A 21,261-nucleotide genomic window follows, 5' to 3' on the forward strand; every position below is an offset into this window, starting at 1 on the left:
GGACCCCGTTTTGGACACCCTCACCATCGTCGGCGCGCGCGAGGGCAACCTGCGCGACGTCACGCTCGCCATCCCCAAAAACAAGATCACCGTGTTCACGGGCGTGTCGGGCTCGGGCAAGTCCACCCTGCTCGTGGACGTACTGGCCACCGAGTGCCAGCGCCTGCACCTGGAGGCCCTCTCGATGCAGGGCATCCCCAAGCCCGCCGTCGAGCGCGTGCGGGGCGCCTCCCCTGCCATCGCCATCCTGCAGGACGGCGCGAACCGCAACCCGCGCTCCACCGTGGGCACGGCGACCGACGTGTACACGGCGCTGCGCATGGTGTTCGAGAAGCTGGGCGAGTACCCCTGCCCGCACTGCGGCCAGATGCTCTGCGCGGCCGACTGCGCAGAGGAGACGGAGCACGTGGGCGACGACTTCCACGTGTACCAGTTCTGCCCCTCGTGCGGCGAGCGCATGGACAAGGTCACGCGCACGGAGTTCTCGTTCAACACGCACGAGGGCGCCTGCCCCGCATGCGAGGGCATGGGCGACGTGCTCGCGGTGGACCGCGCGGCCGCCGTGGACGAGTCCCGGTCGCTCGAGGACGGCGCCGTGGCCTTCTGGCAGGCGAGGTACCGGGAATATCAGATAGGCGTGTTCCGCGCCGCGTGCCGGCATTTCGGCCTGCCTGACCCCGCGCACGTGCCCGTGGCGGCGTTCGACGCGCTGCAGAAGGCGCTCTTGTACGAGGGGTCCGAGGCGCCCGCGCTCGAGCGCGCGCTGCCGCAGGTCGAGCCGCCCCGGAAGGTGGCCGACGGGCGCTTCGAGGGCGTGGTTCCGCTGCTCATGCGTCGGCTGGGCGAGCAGGGGCCCGACGCGAAGGGCGTGCGCGCTTTCATCATGCGCACCCCCTGCCCCGCCTGCGGCGGCGAGCGCCTGGGCCCGCGGGGCCGCGACGTGGTCGTGGCGGGCACGCGGCTGCCCCAGCTGGCAGGCCGGTCGCTGCGCGAGCTCGCGGCGTGGGTGCGCCGGGTGGGCGCGCAGCTGGACGGACCGCGCCGCGCGGTGGTGAAGGACTACCTGCTGGACATGGAGACGAAGCTCGCGCGCATCGGTGCCGTGGGCCTGGACTACCTGACGCTCGACCGCGCAACCACCACGCTCTCGGGCGGCGAGCTGCAGCGGCTGCGCCTGTCCGCCGTGCTGGACTCGGAGCTCTCCGGCGTCGTCTACATCCTGGACGAGCCCACCGCGGGGCTCCACCCCTGCGACACGGAGGGCCTCGTGGGCATCCTGCGGCGCCTGCGCGACCTGGGCAACACCGTGCTCGTCATCGAGCACGACCCGGACATCATGCGCGCGGCCGACCACCTGGTGGACCTGGGCCCCGGCGCGGGCGCGCACGGCGGGCGCGTGGTGGCCGAGGGGTCGCTCGCCGACCTCGCGGCCGCGCCCGACTCCGCCACGGGGCGCTTCCTCGCGCGCCCGCTCGCGCCCAAGGCGGCGCCGCGCGCACCCCAGGGCGCTCCGATCAAACTGCGCAACGCCACCCGGTTCAACCTCGACCATCTGGATGCGGACATCCCCGCCGGGTGCCTCGTGGCGGTGACGGGCCCGTCCGGCTCGGGCAAGTCCACGCTCGTGTTCGACATCCTGGCCCGCGGCGACGCGCCCGGCCCCGAGAACGCGGTGTCCGGCTGCACGCAGTTCGACCGCATCGTCTCCGTAGGGCAGGCGCCCATCGCGCGCATGAAGCGCTCGAACGTGGCCACGTATGCGGACGTATGGACGCCCATCCGCGCGGCCTTCGCCGCCACCGGGGAGGCGCGTTCGCACGGGCTCTCGGCGAAGGCGTTCTCGTTCAACACGCCCAGCGGCCGCTGCGAGACGTGCGAGGGCATGGGCACCGTCACGAGCAACCTGCTGTTCTTCCAGGACGTGCAGGTTCCCTGCCCCACCTGCCGCGGCCGCCGCTTCCACGACGAGGTGTTGGAAGCGACGCTCGACGGACGCTCCATCGCCGACGTGCTGGCGCTGTCGGTGGACGAGGCGCAGGACGCCTTCGCCGCTTATCCCAAGGTCGCCCGCGCGCTCGGCCTCCTGTCCGATGTGGGCCTGGGCTACCTGGAGCTGGGACGTCCGCTCACCACGCTCTCGGGCGGCGAGGGCCAGCGGCTGAAGCTGGCGCGGGAGCTCCTCGGCGGCGGCCGCGGGCGCACGCTCTACCTGCTGGACGAGCCCACGCGCGGCCTGCACCCGCAGGACGTGGAGCACTTCCTCGCGCTGCTCGACCGCCTGGTCGATGCCGGCAACACGGTCGTGGCGGTGGAGCACGACCACCGGGTGCTGTGCGCGAGCGACTGGGTGGTCGACCTCGGCCCCGAGGGAGGCGAGCGCGGCGGCCGCCTCGTGTTCGCGGGAACCCCCGCCGAGCTCGCCGCGCACGGCGAGGGCGCCACGGCCGCCTGCCTGCGCCGGGCGCTCGGAAGGTAGCCGCGCTCCGGACGGAGGCTCTTGACTTGGAGCAGGCTCCAGGAAGTATCGTGGAAAGGACGATCCACTGCGAACCAAGGAGGCATCCATGAGCGACAGTCCAGCGCCCCTCGAACACGAGACGTTCCCGCGCGGCGAGGAGAACCCTTTCGGGCGACATTTCACCGGAAAGAGCTATTTGCACCTGCTCTCCACCGACCAGGCGACCATCGGCAACGTGACGTTCGAACCGGGCTGCCGTAACCACTGGCACGTCCACCGCGCAACATCGGGCGGCGGACAGATCTTGCTGATCACAGGCGGTCGCGGCTGGTACCAGGAATGGGGCCGGCCAGCCCGCGCGCTGAAAGCAGGCGACGTGGTGAACGTCCCCGCCGATGTGAAGCACTGGCACGGAGCCGCAGCCGACAGCTGGTTCGCCCATCTGGCCGTCGAGGTGCCCGCCGAGAACGGCTCGACCGAATGGTGCGAACCCGTGTCCGACGAAGAGTACGCGGCACTCTAGGCGCGACGAACGGCACCTGTGTTCGGGCTCGTCCGTTGGCGCCATCGACACGCGAAGAAGCATGCAGGAGGACAACCATGCGCTATCGGGAACTGGGCCGCACCGGCCTTGAGGTGAGCGAGATCGGCTTCGGGGCCGAGTGGATGGAGAAGAAGACGGCATCCGAGGTGAAGGCCGTGGCGGACGCGTGCGCCGCGTCAGGCATCAACGTCCTGGACTGCTGGATGGCCGAGCCCGAGGTGCGCAGCAACCTGGGCGCCGCCATCGCGGGAGAGCGCGACCGCTGGATCGTCCAGGGGCACATCGGCTCCACCTGGCAGAACGGCCAGTACACGCGCACGCGCGACCTCGACGCGGTGCGCCCCGCGTTCGAGGACCTGCTCGCGCGCCTGGGAACCGACCACGTGGAGCTCGGCATGATCCACTACGTGGACGACGTGGAGGAGTTCGAGGCCATCATGGCCGGCGAGTTCATCGCCTACGTGCGCTCGCTCAAGGAGGCGGGAACGATAGGCCATATCGGCCTGTCCACCCACGCGCCCGAGGTGGCGCGCCGCGCGGCACTCTCCGGCGAGGTGGAGGCCATCATGTTCAGCGTGAACCCCGCCTTCGACCTCCTGCCCGCCACGGCCAGCCTCGACGACGCGTTCACGTTCGACTACGCCGACGAGCTGGGCGGCATGGACCCGGCGCGGACGGAGCTCTACGCGCTCTGCGAGCGCGAGGGCGTGGGCCTCACCGTCATGAAGGGCTATGCCGGAGGCCGCCTGTTCAGCGCCGAGGCGTCGCCGTTCGGCGTGGCGATGACGCCCGTGCAGTGCATCCACTACGCGCTCACGCGCCCCGCCGTGGCCAGCATCATGGCCGGTTTCGGCGAGCCGTCCCACGTGGCCGACGCCTGCGCCTACGAGACCGCCGACGACGCGGCGAGGGACTACGCGAGCGTGCTGGCCGGCGCCCCGAGACACGCCTACTTCGGCCAGTGCACGTACTGCGGGCACTGCGCGCCCTGCCCGTCCGGCATCGACATCGCGCTCGTGAACAAGTTCTACGACCTGGCCACGATGCAGGACGAGGTCCCCGCTGGCGTGCGCGCCCATTACGGGTCGCTCGACGCCGCGGCCGCCGACTGCATCGCCTGCCGGGCGTGCGAGCCGCGCTGCCCCTTCGGCGTGCCGGTGGCCGAGCGCATGGAGAGGGCCGCCGCGCTATTCGCGTAGCGGCCCTCGCCCCGTCCGATGAACGCATTACGCGACAAGGCGGCGCTCCGTCCGTGATCGGTGCCGATCACCTGAGACGACGCCGAAGCGTATCGAATCCAACACCGCCTCTCGTCCACCCGGGAGACGCGTCCACAACAGGTCGCAGGGAAGCAACGAAAGCGCGTCGCTCTCAACCGCCGTTGTGCGCGCAGACGCCTTCCGACAAAGGACCGCACCCTGAACCCGATGCTGCCGCAGACCGCGACCGTTTGATCGCGGGAACACCCTCGTCCCGACAGGACGCGCGGAACGCACGTCGGCAGCGACCATCCTGCCGAGAACGGCCTCATGCGGCACGCCGCTCCCGCGCGCCGCCGCTAGGAGCGTCCGGCCCGGCAGGCGATGCGGCGGCTTCCCCGCCCATCCGTCAGGCTTGCTCCGCGCCCTTCGCGGCCGCCAGCTCGCGCACCCGGGCGACCACCGGCGCGATGGCGGCGCGGTCGGTGCCGTCGAAGCCGCCGCGCATGCCCGAGAGCATCTCGGCGCATGCGGGTCGGTGGCCGCCTGCTTCTCCTGCATCTTGAAGAACATCTTCATGGCCAGCTTGTTCGGCAGGCTCAAGCGCTCGTAGGCGAACCCGCCGCGCAGGTAGAAGCGCTCCACGCTGTCGAACTCCGGCGAGGGGAACTCCCGCGCCATCGCCTCGTCCACCATGTCAGCCCACTCGGGCGGCGTCGCGCCCACCGCGAAGGCGACGAACGGGGTGTGCGGATGCGCGGCGCGGGCGCGCGCGAGCCACTTCTTCCCCACAAGCCCGCCCGCATGGAACCAGCCGCCGAACACGACCGCGTCGTAGGCGCCCGCGTCGATCCCGTCTGCCCGCTCCACCGGCACGGCCTCGCAGCCCAGCTCCTCCGCGATCCATTCCGCATAGCGCCTCGTAAAACCCGTTTGCGATGCGTACACCACGACAGCCCTCATCGCGCACCCCCTTCCGTTGCGGCGCCCGCGGGCACCCCGATTACATGCGCGGAGAAGAACCGCCCCAGGTGGCCGCGCACGAGCGGCTCCGCATCCCCCCAGGAGACGTCCGAGAGCAGAAGCAGGAACACCGGCCCGTAGAACTCGCGCGCGAGCACCGCCGCATCGTCGAGTGCGAACTGCCCGACGGCCATCAGATGCTCGAACACCGCGCGTTGGATGGCCAGGGGCTGCTCCACGAACACGAAGCGGAACGCCTCCGCGGCATGCTCGTCGGCATAGCGGCTCGCAGCCAGCAACCGGCGCAACCGAACCATGTCCCCGTCCGCGAAGAAATGGCGGAACCCCGCCAGCACCCGCCGCTCCGTCTCCTCGAATGCGCCCGCATACCCGGCTGGGTCCTCGGCCGGCGCGGTCATGACGCCCTGCTCCGCGAACACCGCGCGCGTGCGCTCCAGCTGCGCGGCCAGCACCGCGTCGAAGATGGCCTGCTTACCCGCGAAATGGTTGTAGAGCGACGCGTCCTTGACGCCCACCGCCGCCGCGATGTCGCGCACGGAGACGGCATGGTACCCCCGCTCCGCGAACAGCCCGAACGCCGCCTCGACGATCAGAGCCTTCGTGCCCCTGTCCCTCATGCACCCTCCTTAACTAGCGAACGCTAGCTATTATACTAGCACTTGCTAGTTTTGCAAGCAAGTCAAACGATCGTACAGATGTTTCACATGAAACATCCGGCCAAGAGGTGCGGAATCGGGGCTGGAGACGTGCGCGCAGGGAGCGGGACCGCGGTGCGCGGACGCACGCGCGGACGGAACGCGCGAATTGCATGCGCGAACGGAATGCGTTGACTTCATGCGAATGGAACGCGCGGACGGAATGCATGGACCGCGCGCGGGATGGGATACGCGGACCGCGCGCGAATGGAACCGCCATCCAGCCGAACTGAACCGCCGCCCGGCGGAGCCGCACGCAATCGAAATCACCGCCCGCGAAGCCGCAGGCGCGGACGGGGCCGCCGTCCGGCGGAAAGCAAGGCCGACTCAGCGCGCGACCCGGCGCGGGCGTGAAAGCGAGCGCTCGACGTCGGCAGCTCGAGAACGCTAGCCCCTCGCTGCGGCCTCGAGCATCTGCTGGAGCACTTCCACGTGGCTGCGACGCTTATGGGTGGCGGTGCCCAGGAGGCAGACGCTTTTGTACTCGCCGTAGCGGTCGTAAAACCGCGGCACGGCCTCGCGCTCGCGAATGTCCTCGCGGTAGGCATCGGCGAAGGCATCCCAATCGATGTTGCCGTTCAGATAGCGCTCGAACATGGTGGGCGCCGGTGCGAACAGCGTGTCGTGCACGTAGCGGGCATGCGCGACGCGGCTCACGAAGAACGCCAAGTCGTCGCGCTTCGTGAATCCGGCCAGCTGGTTCGTGTTCCTGAGACGCGCATCCAGCACGAGATCGGCCCCCCACTCCTCGAGGCGGCCGAAGAACCGTTCGGCCGAGGTCTCGTACGCGCTGATGGTGTGGATGTCCATGGACGAATCTCCTTCTGCGGAAGCGGCGCACTCGGGCGGCACCGTGCTTTGTCGCCAAGAGTAGCGCATGATCCCCTATGGAAAGCGGCCGCGATTCGAATGTGGAGGAGCCGAAGCAACCGCGTCACCTCCGCGCCATGCGGAAGGTTCGAGCCGGCCGCGACCTGACGGCAGGCGGCAGCTCGACCGCCCCTTACGACCGAAGCCGCAGGGGCGCGCCGAAACGGGCCAGCTCCCCAGCTACGGTGTCCACGAGCAACGGCAGCGCCTCGTACACCTTCGGCGTGAGGCCGATGGTCGCTACGACAGGCGAGGCGTTCTCCACCTGCACGCCAAGGCACAGACCCTCGGCTTCGTAGCCCAGGAGCAAAGCCGCATCGAACAGGTCGACGAGCTTCAGATCGTGAAGCGACGCTGTGGCACCCGCGCGACGAGCCATCGCATCGGGTGCGAAACGCAGCACCGTCCCCGGTTGAGCGCCGGTTCCGTCGACCGCGTCCACGGTGATCAGAAGGTCGTAGTCGCGAACGGCTCCGATCATGTCGAGGCTCAGGCAGCCGAGGTCGAACGCGTCAACGTTCGGGGGCAGCTCATAGCGCTCGAGCAGCTCTTCGTAAGCCGCCGGACCCACGCCGTCATCGAGCATGAGCCTGTTCCCTACGAACAGAACCGCGATTCGCACAGGCGCCTCCTGCGCGTCCTCGGACCGCGATCCCTCGCCCACGCCCTGCGGTTCCCGAATCCTCGGCGCTTCCTTCGAAGCGACGACCCCCTCGCGCCGCTCCCCCGCGCCCCGCGCCGCCACGCTACGCCCCCGCCGTCGGACGCAGGACCAGGTTGTAGTACGTGGCAAGCGCCACCACCGCAAGCGCCACCACCGCACCGACAACCGCCCAAACGCGCTCGCGGCGAAGGTACTCTTCCTTGCCACGGCCCATGCTTGCGGCGCGATGCGCGGCGAAAGGCTGGCCTATCAAGGAAAACGCAACCGTACCCGCCAAAAGCGTGGCGAACACCGCGACGGCCAAAACGATGGATAGCGGCGTACGCTCCGTCACAGCGGCATAGAAGATATTGTCAGCGAACAACCACACTGGATAGAACAGGATGGAAGCCCAAAATCCATGCGCAGGCCCCCAGATGGGAGGGATGAGCAGCGCGCCTATATTGATGCGAGGGATGCCTTCGAGAAACTCCCTCTCGCGAGCGATCTGCTCGTCGGTCAGTTCAGCCACAATACGCCATCCTTTTTCGAAACATGCGAGAATCTCTGCCATTATAGACAAGGTTCCCCCCGATGCGAGAGGGACTTTTCCCAACGGAAGGAGATGGGCATGCACGTGCTCGCCATCGCAGGATCGCTGCGCGCGGGAAGCTACAACCGGCAACTGGCAGAGACTGCCCAAGACGTCGTGAGAAAAGCACGCCCCGACGTCGGCTTCACGATCCTTGCCTGGAATGATGTGCCCTTCATGAACGAAGACGCCGAAGATCCTCCCCCTGCCGCCGTGACGCGCGTGCGCACCGCCGTGCGCGAAGCCGACGGCCTATGGTTGTTCAGCCCCGAATACAACCACGCCATCCCCGGGCCGTTCAAGAACCTTCTCGACTGGCTCTCGCGACCGGAGGGACCGACGCGCCCTTCGGTCCTCGTTCGAAAGCCCATCGCGCTTGCGGGGGCGAGCGTGGGCATGAGCGGCGCATCCCATGCGCAGGACCAGATCGTCGGCATGTTGAGCTTCATCGACGCGAACGTCATGAACAAACCGCGCCTCTCCATCCCGCACGTCGCCTCGCAAGCAAAGGACGGTGTGCTGGAACTCACCGCATCCGCTCCCCATCTCGAAGCGCAGGCCGAGGCCTTCATTCGCTTCCTCGAAATCACCCGAGAGGGAGGCTGGAGGCAAAACGCCTGACCGGCGTCGATATCGAATCTGCGAAAAAAAAAGGGGGGGGGTCATCGTCGAACGGTGCCACTCGGCGCGGCGTGCAGCCCACGCCGCGCTTGAAAAGACCGCTCCCAGCCCGTCCCGCAACGACCCCCGATGCCGGATATGGAAAACGGGGGAAGGCCGGCGAGCCGAATCCGGAGCCGAAGCATCGGCCGGCGGGCACGAGGCCGAGGAGCCTAAATGGGCTCGCCTCTTTTCCGCACGACGGGAGCGTGTTCCGCACGCGAAACCGGGTTTCGACGTGGTAAAGAGAAGGGCCTCGAGAGCCGCCCATGCAACGAAGGGAAGCGTCGAGATCGCGCGGCGCCTCCTGGAGGGAAACGAGCGCCCGGCCCCTTCTCGCCTCGGGACCGCCCCTCCGAGGTAGTCGACAACCGAACGAGAAAGGGCCCGCGGACCGAGTTGACGATCCGCGGGCCCGAGAAGGCCGGAGCTTCCTCGTGCGGCAAGGCCGCCGAGCCTCAGTGCTTGAGGTCGTCCTCGCCTACGATCGCGTGCTTCTCAGGATCGTAGACCAAGCCGCCGTGCTCCTTGTGGAAGAACATGAGCAGCGTCGGGGAGATGCCCTCGATGTTCGCCAGGTACACGTGGATGAGCATGAAGCAGATGAAGATGTACATCATGAAGTAATGGATGATGCGCATCGACATGAGGCCGCCCACCAGATCGGTGCCCGCCGCGAAGAACCCGAGGTTCATCGTGGGGTTCCAGAGAGCCAGACCCGTGTAGAACATCACGATGATGAGGACGGGAATGGCAAGGTAGCTGATCTTCTGGGGCACGCCGAGTTTGGCGGACAGCGGATGGTCCTTCTTGAGGAACAGATAGTACCTGATCCAGTGAATGCCCTGATGACGGTTGTCAGCCTGCGGCAGCCACGTCTTGTAGTCCGTCACCTGCACACGCGTGCCGCCGGTAGGCGACGACTTCACGAAGAAGGCCATGACCACGCGGGCGATGCAGTTGATGAACAGCACGAACCCGCAGAACACGTGCACGCCACGGGCAATGCCCATGAAGTACGGCCAAAACGGGAAGTGGATGCAGAAGCCGGTGACGATGAGCAGGATCATCGCCACAAGGTTGATCCAGTGCGTGATGACGAAGGGCATCGGATGCGCTTCGCGGTAGTGTGCCAAATGCGCCATGTTACTTCACCCCCCAGGGGCTCGTGACCGTCTCGAAGCTCTTGCCCGTGGCCGGCTCGGTGATGTGGACGGCGCACGCCGTGCACGGATCGAAGCTGTGAACCGTGCGCAGAGCGTTGATCGGCTTCTCGATATCGCCGACCGGCACGCCGACGAGCGCCTGCTCGAGCGGGCCCGGGACCCCTTGCGCATCGCGCGGAGCGAGGTTCCAGGTGGAGGGGATGATGATCTGATAGCCCGTGATCTTCCCGTCCTTGACCTCCTCGCTGTGGTAAAGCGCTCCGCGAGGAGCCTCCCAGAAGCCGGTGCCGGCCCCCGTGATCCCCTCAGGCTTGCGGAAGTACTCGCCATCTCCGCTCTTGACAGCCTCGATAAGCTCGTCAACCCACTCTTTCATGAGACCGGCGATGTAGAGCGTCTCGATCTGGCGGATGGCGGTGCGGCCAAGCGTCGACTGCGCGATGCTTATCTGGCCGGGAGCGCCAAGGGCCTCGAGGAGGGAGTCCACCTGCTCCACGACGAACGGGACGTTTCGCTTGTAAGCAACGAGGATGCGGGACAAGCTGGTCGCCTCGTAAGGTTTTCCATCATAGGAAGGGCACTTGACCCATGTGTAGCGATCGTTCACATCGTAGGACGTGTACTCCGGCTCCGTCGTGAAATACGGAGCGTTGTAGCTATCGCTTCCTTTGTACCACGAGCGACCGACGTATTCCGTTATGAGGCTTTCCTGCGCGTCGGACAGCGAAAGGGAGTCGTCCAAAACGCCCATGGGAAGGTAACGGTCCACCATCTCCATGCTCTGATTCTCGAAGACGCCCCAGGCCAGGTAGCGACCGCAGCCCTTGCCCCAATCGAAGGCATCAGCGTAATGGGGGGCGAGCGCCAACGTGTCGGGGATCATCGTGGAGGCAACCCACGTGTACAGCTCGTCGACGAGTCCCTTTAGATCATCGAGCTTCTGATCGGTCGGAACGAAGGAAGTGCCTCCCGGAACGAGCGTCATGATATGGGGCATTTTCCCGCCGAGCAAAGCCGATATCTCGGAAGCCTTCGCCTGCATGGTGAGCGCCTCGAGGTAATGCGCCGTGCAGATGAGGTCGAGCTCGGGCGGCAGCGTATAAGCCGTGCCGTCCTCGGCGTCGAACCAGTTGCCGGAGAAGATGGACAGCTGGCCGTTATCGGCGAAAGCAGACAGGCGCTCCTTGAGTGCCACGAAATCGCTGTTCGTGGACGTTCCCGCCTCGAGCGCCAGCGCATAGGCGTCGGCCGGATCGGCCTTGAGGGCGTTCAAGGGGTTCACGTAATCGAGAGCGGCCAAGTTGTAGAACCACAGGATGTTGCTATGCAGGAACTGGGATCCCTCGAGAAGGTTGCGGATGATGCGCGCGTTGTTGGAAATCTTGATGCCGTAGGCCTTTTCGGCCGCAATGGAGGACGCATGGGCATGAGAGACCGGGCACACGCCGCAGATGCGCTGCACGATTTGCGCAGCGTCTTCGGGCGTGCGGTTCTCCACGACCATCTCCATGCCTCGGAAGCAGCCGCCGGACACCCAAGCGTCGGAGACCTTGCCGTTCTCTACTTCCATCTCCACGCGCAGATGGCCCTCGATGCGGGTGATCGGATCGATGACTGAACGGGTCATGTGGGCTTACCTCCCTTCCTTCTTGTCGTTGGGAACGTCGGCGGCGTCGTACTTGCCGATGGATTTGTCGGGATGCTTCGCGTCCCAGCTGCGGACCTTCTCGAAATCGGCGCCGCCGTCCATGCGGCCCGTGATCTTCATGCCGAAGCCGTGCACGACGAGCGCGGCGGCCAGAATGCCGGTGATGCCGAGCGCGATGGTTCCCGGCTGCACCATCCAGTCGCCGATGCGCAGGTCGCGATGGCGCTTGTAGAACGGGGTGTTCACCTCGACCCAGTTGTGGCCGGGGTCGTTCGGGTTCGCCTCGCAGCATCCAATGCAGGGAGCTCCGGCCTGGACGCACCAGCTGCGACGATTGTTATAAAGAACGACGCCGCAATTGGCCTTCGTCTGCGGACCGCGGCAGCCGAGCGGGTAGAGGCAGTAGCCAAGGGCCTCCTCCTTGCTGCCGAACTCGTAGACGAACTCTCCGTTCTCGAAATGGCCGCGACGCTCGCAGTTGTCATGCACGGTCTGGCCGAAGATGCCGGCGGGCTTGCCTTCGCTCGTCAGGTCGAGCTCGGAAGGAGCAAGGCTCAGAAGCACGACGTCGGCAAGAACGGCGACGAGCCACTCGGGGTTCGCCGGGCATCCCGGGACGTTCACGACCGGCGTGCCGACGCCCTGCTTCTTCAGGTACTCCTGCACGCCGAGCGCGCCCGCCTGGTTGGGATGCGCGCCCATCCAGCCGCCGTTGACCGCGCACGAGCCGAGCGCGACCACCACCGCGGCGGACTCGGCCGCTTCATACAGATGCTCCGTGCCCGGCTTGTCGGCGACGCGCAGCGCCTGGCCGCCCCAGCCTTCGAGCACGGCCCCCTCGTACACGAGGATGTAGTTTCCGGCGCACTCCTTGATGGTCTGCTCTTTGGCCAGCTCCATCGACTCACCGGCCGCGGCCGACAAGGTTTCCGAATAGTTCAGCGAGATCATTTCCAGCACGATCGACGCGGCATCAGGAGCCTCGAGCTTCGCGAACGCCTCCGTGCAGCCCGTGCACGACGCTCCTTCGATCCAGATGACCGGGTACAGCTTGCCTTTCGCTGCGCCGATCACGGACGACTCAAGGGCCTGCGCCACGCGGGGCGCTGCGAGCTCGGACAGCCCCGCTGCGACCGCGACCGCGCCACAGAGCTTCATGAAACTGCGTCGGCTGACGCCGCGTGCGGAAAGCATCTGCTGAAACTCCGAAACCGTGGCCTCTGTTTCCATGTGCACACCTCCTCAGGTGCTCTCGTCTTCCCTTTTCTCTGGTCACGTATTCTCCACGACGTGCGAAACAAACGGGAGAACATGCGCGCGAGCGCAACGTTTGGCCCGCCAATGGCATGAAAATGTTACGATTTCCGCCAGTCGTAACATGATCTATGCACTCTCGACGCCATTTCCCGCGATTTCATGCAAAACGGCCCGGAAAATCGCACCGCGTATACAGACGGCGCCCGTCAAGAAACGCACGAAAGCTGGTCGACCCTCTCGCTTGCCGGCCTCTCGTATGTTTCTTGTCGCGCGCCGCTTCTCCCGTCCCGTCTCGTCGCGAAGACCGGTATCATACCACAAGCAAGAACAAACGAGAATCATGAGCCAAAGGATGAACCCATGCCTGCTGACGGAACCGTATTCGCCTTCCTCGGCCCCGCCGGAACCTACACCCACGAGGCCGCTCGCGCCTTCGCCGCGCGACTCGGCATCGACGATCCCGCCTTCCTGGAATGCGCGTCGTTCGACGAGGTGTTCGACGCCGTCGACCGCGGCAAGTGCGAGTTCGGCGTGGTGGCGAAGGAGAACTCGCTCGAGGGGTCGGTCACGGCCACGCTCGACAACTTCGCATTCAAAAGCCAGGCCTCCATCCTGGGCGAGCACGTGCTCGACATCCACCACTGCCTCGTGCTGCACCCCGACGCGAAGCTCGAGGACGTGACCTGCGTGGCCTCGCACGCGCAGGGGCTCGCGCAGTGCCGGCGCTTTTTGGCCGAGCGCCTGCCGGGGCGCGCGACCGTCACCACGTCGTCCACCGCCGAGAGCGCCCGCATGGCCGCCGAGGACGTCCATGTGGCCGGCATCGCGAACGCGTTCGCCGCCGAGCTGCACGGTGCGCGCGTGGCCGAACACGACATCGAGGACCATTTCGGCAACCAGACGCTGTTCGCGCTCATCGGCCGCCAGGGGCACCCCGCCGTGTTCCACGGCGAGCGTTACAAGACCTCGATCGCGCTTTTTCTGCAGGTGAACCGCGCGGGAACTTTGAACATGATACTGTCTGAGTTCGCCTACGCGGGCATCGACCTGTCCATGATCCAGTCGCGGCCCACCAAGCAGCAGCTGGGCGACTACATGTTCTTCATCGAGTTCGAGGAGGACGCCAACGCCCTGCCCGTGCAGACGGCCCTCAATTGCCTGAGGCTGAAGCTGCGCGAGGTGAAGGTGCTGGGCAGCTACCCGGTGGGATAGCGCATCAACCTACGAGAGCCGGAGTCGGGGGAAGAGGCCCGACCATTCGGGCGACCCTCGCCTCGCCGCGAGACCCGCATGGCGGATCCCCTCCCCACCTGGTTGCCGGTTGGGGCGATCCATTGGCAGCTCCTCGCTCGAGCAGGAGCCTTCCGAAAAAGCGGCCATTCCGACGCAACGAGCCTCAAACCAGCGTGTTTTGCGCCATGGGGAGCGTAGTTGGAGCGCTTCCCGCCATCGCCGTGCGGAACATTTCAACTCCGGCGCTCCACGCTTCCGCCAAGGCGGCGAAATTCCCAGGCTGGCTAGACGCATCGGGTGCAGCGTTTTTGCGATTTGCACGAAAATATTTGACGACGCGCCTTTCGAAAGGACGACGAGCCGAACGCTTCCTGCATTGCGGACCCCTCTCCTATAGGGCCAGCACCCCTAAATGCTCCAAAAGTATTTTCATTCCGATGAGCACGAGCACGACGCCGCCGACGACGGTGGCGGCCTTCTCGTAGCGCGCGCCGAAACGGTGGCCGACGGCTACGCCGACGAGCGCGAGCACGAACGTCGTCGCGCCGATGAGGCCCACGGACATGACGACGTCCATGCGCAAGAACGCGAACGTGATGCCCACGGCCAGGGCGTCGATGCTCGTGGCGATGGCGAGCATGACGAGCTCGCGCAGGTCGAGCTTGCCGTCGGCCGGGCAGGACAGCTCCTCGTCGTCCTCATGGAAGGCGTCCCACAGCATTTTGCCGCCGATGAGCGCCAGCAGCGCGAAGGCGATCCAGTGGTCCACCGGCGTGATGTACTTCTCGAACTGGGTGCCCAGCGCCCAGCCGACGAGCGGCATGAGCGCCTGGAAGCCGCCGAAGAACAGCGCGATGACCGCTGCTTGGCGCAGGTTGAGCCGCTTCATGCACAGCCCCTTGCACACCGAGACGGCGAACGCGTCCATCGACAACCCTACCGCGATCAAGAACAACTCCATGAGTCCCATGGTCGTCTTCCTCCCGTCTTTCGCGCGGCACGTCGGCCGCTCCGCGGCCCATCCCCAGCCGCAGGCAAAAAAACACCGGCGCATGCGCACCGGCTGCATAAGCAAGCGGTGCGACGTCGAGCGCCACACCGCGAGTCTTGTCGTTTCAGGTTGCGCCAGCTTCGAGAAGAAGCAGCATGTTGACGCAGCCGCGCCTTGCCAGCGCCGACTACTCCCCCACGGGATTCGGCTATTCTAGCACAGGTTTCGCAAACCATGGGGAAAAGAGCGCGCCGAAGCCTGGCGTGCCGGTACCGCCCTTGCCAGAAGGCACCGACGGTCGCACGACGCGTGTTTTTTACAAGCCTCTGAACAGGTGAAATCATAAGTTTTACCCGATCTGACAGCCTGTTTAGCTCTGCACGAAAAATGGCTTCACGCGACGACCTACCCGACGAGAGCCCCCAGGAATGCGGCAGCGTCGCGGTAGAAGGGGATGCGGGTCTTTGCGGCGACGGCCTCGGCGAAGCGGGGCATCCAGGCCAAGGCGTGCTCGGCGAGGAAGGCGTCGTGGGCAGCTTCGGGCGAGCCTCCGGGGAGGCCGTCGTCCGCAGGAGCGCCCTCGGGCGGCTCGGCGCCTGCGGCGCGCAGGGCGAGGCGCTCCAGGAGCTCGCATTCGGTGGCGACATGGTCGAGCGGCTCGTTCGTGCCCTCGGGGCGGCCGAGGCCGCAGGATTTCATGAAGCGCTCGACGGCCATGGAGTGCGGGTTGACGAAGAGGAGCGCCTGAACCCCGTCGTCGGAGGCGCGCCACACGCCCTCGTAGGGCGAGACCGCCGGCTCCGGCGCGCCGACGAAGAGGCGCGTCGCCTCGGGGCGCAATCCCTCGGCGGAGAGCTCGGAGCCGAAGCCCTCCGGCAGCGCGAGGCCGAGCGCGGCCGCCACCTCACGGGCGGCCTCGGCCCACTCGCCGGACGCGACGGCACCGGCGAGCTCCGCGCCCGGGTAGCGGAAGGAGAGGGCGGCCAGCTCCCAGGCGGTCGCGACGACCTGCCAGTCCCTATTCATGATCCCTTCCCTTCTTCAAGAAACGGGCGATCCACTTCCAATGTACGACGACGTGCACCAGCAGCAAGGCCAGCAGCGCCTTGGCCGACATCGCGTGCAGGGGATCCCAGAAGTAGTACCCCTCCGCGTAGAGCCCCAGCGCCGGCAGCACCGCGCCGGACACCATGACACCGGAGACCGTGGCCGCCATGAAGACCAAGACGATCAGCAGGTCGAGCGCCAGGTTGCCCGTGCGGCCCCACGACGGATGCGAGAACGACCCCCGCAGGGCCTCAACCGCCCAGTCCGCGTGCAACAACAGGTGCACGAAGAACGCGACGAAGACGCCCAGCCCCAGCCACTCGTGGAGGCCGATCCCCGTGAGCGCGGGGTTCGCGACGACGAGGTAGGCCGCCAGCGCCGCAATGTCGACGATCAGGTTGCGCCTGTCCATGGCTCACCCCACCTTCCGCACGATCAAGACCAAGCCCACCACGAGGGCCACCGGCGCGAGAAGCCACAAGTTGAGGCTCGCGTCGCTCGCCTGGTGGTAGCGCGTCGTGAGCGAGTCCCACGCGTGGCACTCGACGCTCGCGCACAAGGCCTCGGGGCACTTCATCTCGTGCACGCCGCCCGGCTCGGGCACGGCGTCGAAGCCGTGGCACTCCCCGTTCGCGCAGCCGACGGCCGGGCAGGGAGACTCCGCCGTTATCGGCGAGACCCCCGTGGACGGCTCCGCAGCAAAGCCCGCAGCCAGCACCACGCCGCCCGCGAGCAGGAAGACGGCGAGCGTTACCAGGATTCTTCTCAGCATGGCTCCCCTTCCGCAGCCGCGACGAGGCGGGGCCGGTAGCGGGCCCCGCCTAGAACATGGAGCCTAACGAGACTCCTCCGCCGGCTTCAGCGGCAGGTACTTGAGTCCCACGAGCAGCAGAAACGCCCCCAGGCCCACCACTCCCAGCGCCACACCGAACTCAAGCGGCGTCGGCCAGTACACGAGCCCCTGATAGGCACCCGACATGCCGGATTCCCAATTGGTAACCGTGTGCTGCGCCATCACGCCCGGATCGGCGATGTTCGCAAGCTGGAAGCCGCCCACCAGCAGCTGCACGCGCTTGCAGAAGATAGCGGCGATACCGGCGACCGAGGCGGCCACGATCAGCCCGTTCCTCCTGAGGGCCGGCACGAACGCCACCACGGCTGCGAAGGCGCACAGCACGATCTCACCCCAGAAGAACGGCGCGAGGGACCCGGTGGTGAGCATCGTCACCACCTCGACGCCCGGGCCGCCCGGAAAGCCCTCGGTCAACAGATCGCAGCCGAAGAAGTACAGGTCCACTAGCACGAACGCGCCGAGCATCTTCAGCATCTTCACGACCTTGGCCTGCGCGACGTCCAGGTAGCTGGCCTTGCGCAAGGCCACCACCACGATCAGCACGAGGGCCGTGCCGCACACGAGCGCCGAGGACACGAACCACGGGGCCATGAGCGCCGTGTGCCACATCTCGCGCCCCTGCTGCAGGCTGAAGATCCAGGCGGTCACGGAATGCACGAGCACGGCGCATACGAGGGCCACCACGCTGATGACGCGCAAAGCCTTACCCGACACCTTGCCGGCCTCGTTCTTGAGCGTCGCCCATAGGTACACGATGGACAGGATCAGGTACGCGCCCAAGACCAGGATGTCCCACATGAGGGGGCTTCCCAGGTTCGAGTACGCGAACAGCTCCCAGAGGCGAAGGGGCTGGCCCAAGTCCACGACCACGAACCCGATGGCGAGCACCGTGCAGCAGATCGACGTCCACACGGCCACCTTCGAGATGCCGCCGAAGCCGGCCATGCCGAACGCGCGCGGCACCGACGAGATGATGAGCCCGCCGGCTGACAGCCCTACCAGGAACATGAACATCGTGATGTACAAGCCCCACGAGTCGAGGTTCCTCATGCCCGTCTGCACCATGCCGCCGGACAGCTGCGCGAACCACAGCGCCAAACCTGCGACGGTCACCAAGGCCGCCACAACGATGGCGACGTTCAATCCCCTGCCCCCGAATTTGGCAGCAGGAGCCTTGGGCGACGACGTCGCCCGCGTGTTCTCAGACATTGTTCCCCCTTTCTGCTAGACGAGGTAGTAGACGGAGGGCTCGGTGCCCTTCTCCGGAAGCAGCTGCATAACCTCGCGCTCGCGGATCAAGCGCGACACTTCGGACTCGGGATCGTCCAAATCGCCCCAGAAACGCGCTCTTTCGGGGCATAAGCGTATGCACGCGGGCTCCTCGTCCTTGGCCAGCCGATGCCAGCACATCGTGCACTTCTCCACCACGTGCTTCTGATGCCGAGGGACGTCTGAACCGCCGATGGAAAAATCGATCACATACTTCGGCTCCTCCCAGTTGAACGAGCGCACGCCGGTGTAGGGGCACGCCGCCATGCACATGCGGCAACCGATGCACTTGTCGTAGTCCTGGCGCACGACGCCCGTTTCAGAGTCGACGTAGGTCGCACCCACCGGACACACCTTCACGCATGCGGGATTGGCGCAATGCTGGCACGAAACCGCGATGTAGGACATGGCGACATCCGGAAAGAGGCCTTCGGGCGTGTCCATCTCCTCGCCGCCGTCGGTGAGGATCCTGTTCCACCATGTCCCCTTCGGCAAGTTGTTCTCCATGCGGCAGCTCACCGAGCAGGTATGGCAGCCGATGCATCGCTGCGTGTCTATCGCAAATCCGTAACGCATGATCAGCCCTCCCACTTCTTGAAATCGACGCGCGTGTCGTAAGGCGCGATCGAATCAGAGTACTTGTCCGTCTTAGGATTGGTCATCTCCTGGTAGCAACCGGCTTTGAACTGGTCACGTTGCCAACCCTTGGGAATGGAGACGATGCCCGGGGCGATCGATTCGTCGATCAGGCATTTGACCACCGCGAAACCGCGATCGTTGAACACCTCGATGTAATCGCCGTTTGCAACGCCCCGCGCCTCGGCATCCGCCCCGTTGACCTTGCCGAGAGGCTCGGGGTCGAGCTCGCGCAGGACGGGAGTCTCGTACCATTGAGTGTGGACGCGGAAGCGGGAATGCTCCTGCAAGTAGACGAGCGGGTATTTCTCGGCCATGGGGCTGTCGATTCCGCACTCGTCTGGCTCGCGGAAGTAGACGATGTGCTCGTCGGGATCGCGATCGGCAAGGTCCTGCCCATAGCTTAAACGCGGCGCGACCGCCTCATAATACAGCTGAACGCGTCCGGATTGGGTCGGCCAGGGAGCGCTTTTTCCACGAATCCAGGGCTTTCCCTCCTCTTGGCCGGTGTAGTTGATGACCTTCTCCTTGCGCAACCTTTCCTCAGAATAGCCGGCATCCTGCGAAACCTTGTCCGAGAACAGGAGTTTGAGCCAAAGCGACGTGTCGTTCCAAGTGTCCTCCGGGAAAGAGGCTTCGTACCCCAAGGCGCGGCCGAGCATCCCGATGATCTCCAGGTCGCTTTTCGTGTCATGCAAAGGCTCGATGGCCTTCTCGCTCAAAGTCATGTACGGGTTGTTGTAAGCCGTGCGCAGATCTTCCTTCTCGTACCAAGAAGCCACCGGTAGGATCAGGTCGCAATAACGGCACGAGTCGTTCATCTCCATATCGAGCACGATCCAATACTCCACGTTAGGAAGCACCTTGCTGATCCACTCGTTCTGCCCAACCATGTTGCTCATGGGGTTGTGGCAGTAGGATACGAGCACCTTCGCAGGATAGTCCTTGCCTTCGAGTTTCTGCGTCTCGAACATCTCAGGCAGACGAACGTTGGGGACGTTGGTGTTGTACTCCTTGAATTCCGGCGTGTTGAACCAGTAGGTTGTCAACGCGGGCGTGTAGGTCTGGGTGAACACTCCCGTGAAGCCCGCTCCATCGCGCTCGAACTGCCCGCACAGCGCCAGCAAGATGGCGACGGCCCACGTGTTGAGGTAGCCGTTCACGTAATGATCCAACCCGTAGGTGATGTTGACGGAGACGGCGCGCTCGGTTGCGAACTCCTTGGCCAAAGAGACGATACGGTCCTCGGGAACCCCAGTGAGTCGCGACGCCTCGGCAATGCTGTATTGGGTGAGCTGCTCCTTGAGCAAGCTGAAGGCCGTCGTCACCTTGACGCCGTCGGGCGTGGTGAACGTGCCTTCGAGCACCGGATTCGCAGCCTCTTCAACGAGAACGGGCGCGTTCACATCTGCATCCCACACATAGTATTTGTTGGGTACGGCAGCTGCTGCGGCGGCCATGGCAGCTGCCCCGCTGGCCTTGGCGGCCTCTTTCGCCGCACCGACGGCCGACGCGTACGCCGCGGCGCTTTCGGCCGGCCAGTTGCTCGTGCGCAAATGCGCTTTCGTGTCTTCCCTGACGAGGAAGGGGCCCGTCGATTCGGACATGATGTAGTCAGTGTTCTGCAGATCGTTCTCGATCAGGTAGTTCGCCATAGCGAGCGCTAGGTACCCGTCGTATCCGGGCTTCACGCAGATCCATTCGTCAGAGCGATGCGCAGTGGCCGACTTGATCGGATCGATGGTGATGACACGCGTACCCCGCTCTTTCGCCCACTGGATCCATCGCCAATTCTGCGGCGCAGTGAAAACGGGGTTGGTGCCCCACACCACCACGAGCGACGAGTCCAGCACCGAATTGGGCTCGTTGCAGTACGCCCAGTCGCCCGTTCCGAGAACGCGGTTGATGCCGTAGCCTGCGGCATAGTCGTAGCAAACAGCCGTTTTGGTCGCGCCCATGACGCCAGCCAACCGTGCGAACTGATTGTACACGCCGTTGAAGTAGCCGTACTGCCCCGACGCGCAATCGAATATGATCGATTTCGGACCGAACTGGTCGGCTGCCGCCTTGATCTTCTCGGCCGCCTCCGTCATGGCTTCGTCCCAGCTGATGGCCTCCCATTCGCCCGCGCCGCGCTCCGAGCCGGCGACGCGCCTCAGGGGCTGTTTGATGCGCGTCGGGCTGTAGACGCGCTCAATGTACGCGGAGCCTTTCAAGCAGCCGCCGCGATACCCCTCGTTGGGATAATCTCCCGGCTCAAGCTTGACCAGCTTGCCGTCTTTAACGTGTGCGAGCCAGCGGCACGATCCCATACAGTTGGAACGGCACATCACGCTGAAGATCTCCTCGTTTTCCCCCGCACGAGAGTTGTCGTCGAGAGATGAGGCAACCGCAAGCCCTCCTCCCAGCAAGCCGCTGCAAGCCGCAATGCCGGCCGTCGCCCCCGTCGTCTTCAAAAAGCTCCTGCGAGTCAGCCCGGTATGCGGACTGCTTGTTCCTGACATAGCTCCTCCTCG

20 protein-coding genes are annotated in these 21,261 nt (G+C 65.7%); 5 read left to right on the forward strand and 15 right to left on the reverse strand.

Going from position 1 to position 21,261, the window contains the following annotated elements; translation table 11 throughout:
- Positions 1-10 precede the first annotated feature (10 nt).
- The 3 genes from B5F40_RS05020 (at position 11) to B5F40_RS05030 (ending at position 4,201) form a co-directional block, all read left to right on the forward strand.
- Entirely contained in the window at positions 11-2,476 is a 2,466-nt protein-coding gene (locus B5F40_RS05020) for an excinuclease ABC subunit UvrA (RefSeq protein WP_087193290.1), read from the forward strand.
- Positions 2,477-2,564: 88 nt separating this feature from the next.
- On the forward strand, positions 2,565-2,981 hold the full coding sequence (locus B5F40_RS05025) for a cupin domain-containing protein (RefSeq protein WP_087193291.1): 417 nt from the start codon (positions 2,565-2,567) through the stop codon (positions 2,979-2,981).
- 77 nt (positions 2,982-3,058) lie between these two features.
- Positions 3,059-4,201 carry an aldo/keto reductase gene (locus tag B5F40_RS05030; protein ID WP_087193292.1) on the forward strand — a complete coding sequence of 381 codons (1,143 nt, stop codon included), beginning with the start codon at positions 3,059-3,061 and terminating at the stop codon, positions 4,199-4,201.
- Positions 4,202-4,228: 27 nt separating this feature from the next.
- On the opposite strand, the gene B5F40_RS16620 is transcribed toward B5F40_RS05030, so the two are convergent.
- The 5 genes from B5F40_RS16620 to B5F40_RS05055 all read right to left on the reverse strand — a co-directional run bounded on the left by B5F40_RS16620 (position 4,229) and on the right by B5F40_RS05055 (position 7,925).
- Positions 4,229-5,164 (reverse strand): flavodoxin domain-containing protein, encoded by a 936-nt coding sequence (locus tag B5F40_RS16620; protein WP_239442919.1) that lies wholly within the window; start codon positions 5,162-5,164, stop codon positions 4,229-4,231.
- Entirely contained in the window at positions 5,161-5,802 is a 642-nt protein-coding gene (locus B5F40_RS05040; protein ID WP_087193293.1) for a TetR/AcrR family transcriptional regulator, read from the reverse strand. The genes B5F40_RS16620 and B5F40_RS05040 overlap by 4 nt, the downstream gene beginning before the upstream one ends.
- Positions 5,803-6,267: 465 nt before the next feature.
- A complete protein-coding gene (locus tag B5F40_RS05045) occupies positions 6,268-6,690 on the reverse strand; it encodes a DUF488 family protein, N3 subclade (RefSeq protein ID WP_087193294.1) in 423 nt (140 codons plus the stop codon).
- A 193-nt stretch (positions 6,691-6,883) separates the two neighbouring features.
- On the reverse strand, positions 6,884-7,372 hold the full coding sequence (locus B5F40_RS05050) for a hydrogenase maturation protease (RefSeq protein ID WP_087193379.1): 489 nt from the start codon (positions 7,370-7,372) through the stop codon (positions 6,884-6,886).
- 124 nt (positions 7,373-7,496) lie between these two features.
- Positions 7,497-7,925 (reverse strand): viscotoxin-A3, encoded by a 429-nt coding sequence (locus tag B5F40_RS05055; protein ID WP_087193295.1) that lies wholly within the window; start codon positions 7,923-7,925, stop codon positions 7,497-7,499.
- A 99-nt stretch (positions 7,926-8,024) separates the two neighbouring features.
- Here B5F40_RS05055 and B5F40_RS05060 point away from each other — a divergent pair, with 99 nt between their 5' ends.
- Complete coding sequence (locus B5F40_RS05060) at positions 8,025-8,606, forward strand: NADPH-dependent FMN reductase (protein ID WP_087193296.1); 582 nt, start codon at positions 8,025-8,027, stop codon at positions 8,604-8,606.
- Positions 8,607-9,103: 497 nt separating this feature from the next.
- Here B5F40_RS05060 and B5F40_RS05065 read toward each other — a convergent pair whose 3' ends face one another.
- The 3 genes from B5F40_RS05065 to B5F40_RS05075 are packed head-to-tail and all read right to left on the reverse strand — an operon-like array spanning position 9,104 to position 12,689.
- On the reverse strand, positions 9,104-9,790 hold the full coding sequence (locus B5F40_RS05065) for a cytochrome b/b6 domain-containing protein (RefSeq protein ID WP_087193297.1): 687 nt from the start codon (positions 9,788-9,790) through the stop codon (positions 9,104-9,106).
- 1 nt (position 9,791) lies between these two features.
- Entirely contained in the window at positions 9,792-11,438 is a 1,647-nt protein-coding gene (locus B5F40_RS05070; RefSeq protein WP_087193298.1) for a nickel-dependent hydrogenase large subunit, read from the reverse strand.
- Between the two features lie 6 nt (positions 11,439-11,444).
- Positions 11,445-12,689 carry a hydrogenase small subunit gene (locus B5F40_RS05075; RefSeq protein WP_087193299.1) on the reverse strand — a complete coding sequence of 415 codons (1,245 nt, stop codon included), beginning with the start codon at positions 12,687-12,689 and terminating at the stop codon, positions 11,445-11,447.
- 387 nt (positions 12,690-13,076) lie between these two features.
- Here B5F40_RS05075 and pheA point away from each other — a divergent pair, with 387 nt between their 5' ends.
- Positions 13,077-13,928: a prephenate dehydratase gene (gene pheA / locus B5F40_RS05080; protein WP_087193300.1), complete on the forward strand. Its 852-nt coding sequence runs from the start codon at positions 13,077-13,079 to the stop codon at positions 13,926-13,928.
- A gap of 412 nt (positions 13,929-14,340) precedes the next feature.
- Here pheA and B5F40_RS05085 read toward each other — a convergent pair whose 3' ends face one another.
- The 7 genes from B5F40_RS05085 to B5F40_RS05115 all read right to left on the reverse strand — a co-directional run bounded on the left by B5F40_RS05085 (position 14,341) and on the right by B5F40_RS05115 (position 21,249).
- Complete coding sequence (locus B5F40_RS05085; protein ID WP_087193301.1) at positions 14,341-14,919, reverse strand: manganese efflux pump MntP; 579 nt, start codon at positions 14,917-14,919, stop codon at positions 14,341-14,343.
- Positions 14,920-15,345: 426 nt separating this feature from the next.
- A complete protein-coding gene (locus B5F40_RS05090; RefSeq protein WP_087193302.1) occupies positions 15,346-15,966 on the reverse strand; it encodes a TorD/DmsD family molecular chaperone in 621 nt (206 codons plus the stop codon).
- Entirely contained in the window at positions 15,959-16,399 is a 441-nt protein-coding gene (locus B5F40_RS05095; protein ID WP_087193303.1) for a DUF4405 domain-containing protein, read from the reverse strand. The genes B5F40_RS05090 and B5F40_RS05095 overlap by 8 nt, the downstream gene beginning before the upstream one ends.
- A gap of 3 nt (positions 16,400-16,402) precedes the next feature.
- Complete coding sequence (locus B5F40_RS05100) at positions 16,403-16,759, reverse strand: hypothetical protein (protein WP_087193304.1); 357 nt, start codon at positions 16,757-16,759, stop codon at positions 16,403-16,405.
- 63 nt (positions 16,760-16,822) lie between these two features.
- Positions 16,823-18,049 carry an NrfD/PsrC family molybdoenzyme membrane anchor subunit gene (nrfD, locus tag B5F40_RS05105; RefSeq protein ID WP_087193305.1) on the reverse strand — a complete coding sequence of 409 codons (1,227 nt, stop codon included), beginning with the start codon at positions 18,047-18,049 and terminating at the stop codon, positions 16,823-16,825.
- Between the two features lie 15 nt (positions 18,050-18,064).
- Positions 18,065-18,688, reverse strand: coding sequence for a 4Fe-4S dicluster domain-containing protein (locus B5F40_RS05110; protein WP_446718588.1), 624 nt, complete (start codon positions 18,686-18,688; stop codon positions 18,065-18,067).
- Complete coding sequence (locus B5F40_RS05115) at positions 18,688-21,249, reverse strand: molybdopterin-containing oxidoreductase family protein (RefSeq protein ID WP_087193307.1); 2,562 nt, start codon at positions 21,247-21,249, stop codon at positions 18,688-18,690. The genes B5F40_RS05110 and B5F40_RS05115 overlap by 1 nt, the downstream gene beginning before the upstream one ends.
- Positions 21,250-21,261 lie beyond the last annotated feature (12 nt).

Origin of the sequence: Gordonibacter sp. An230, from assembly GCF_002159915.1 — a bacterium.
Lineage (GTDB): Bacteria > Actinomycetota > Coriobacteriia > Coriobacteriales > Eggerthellaceae > Rubneribacter.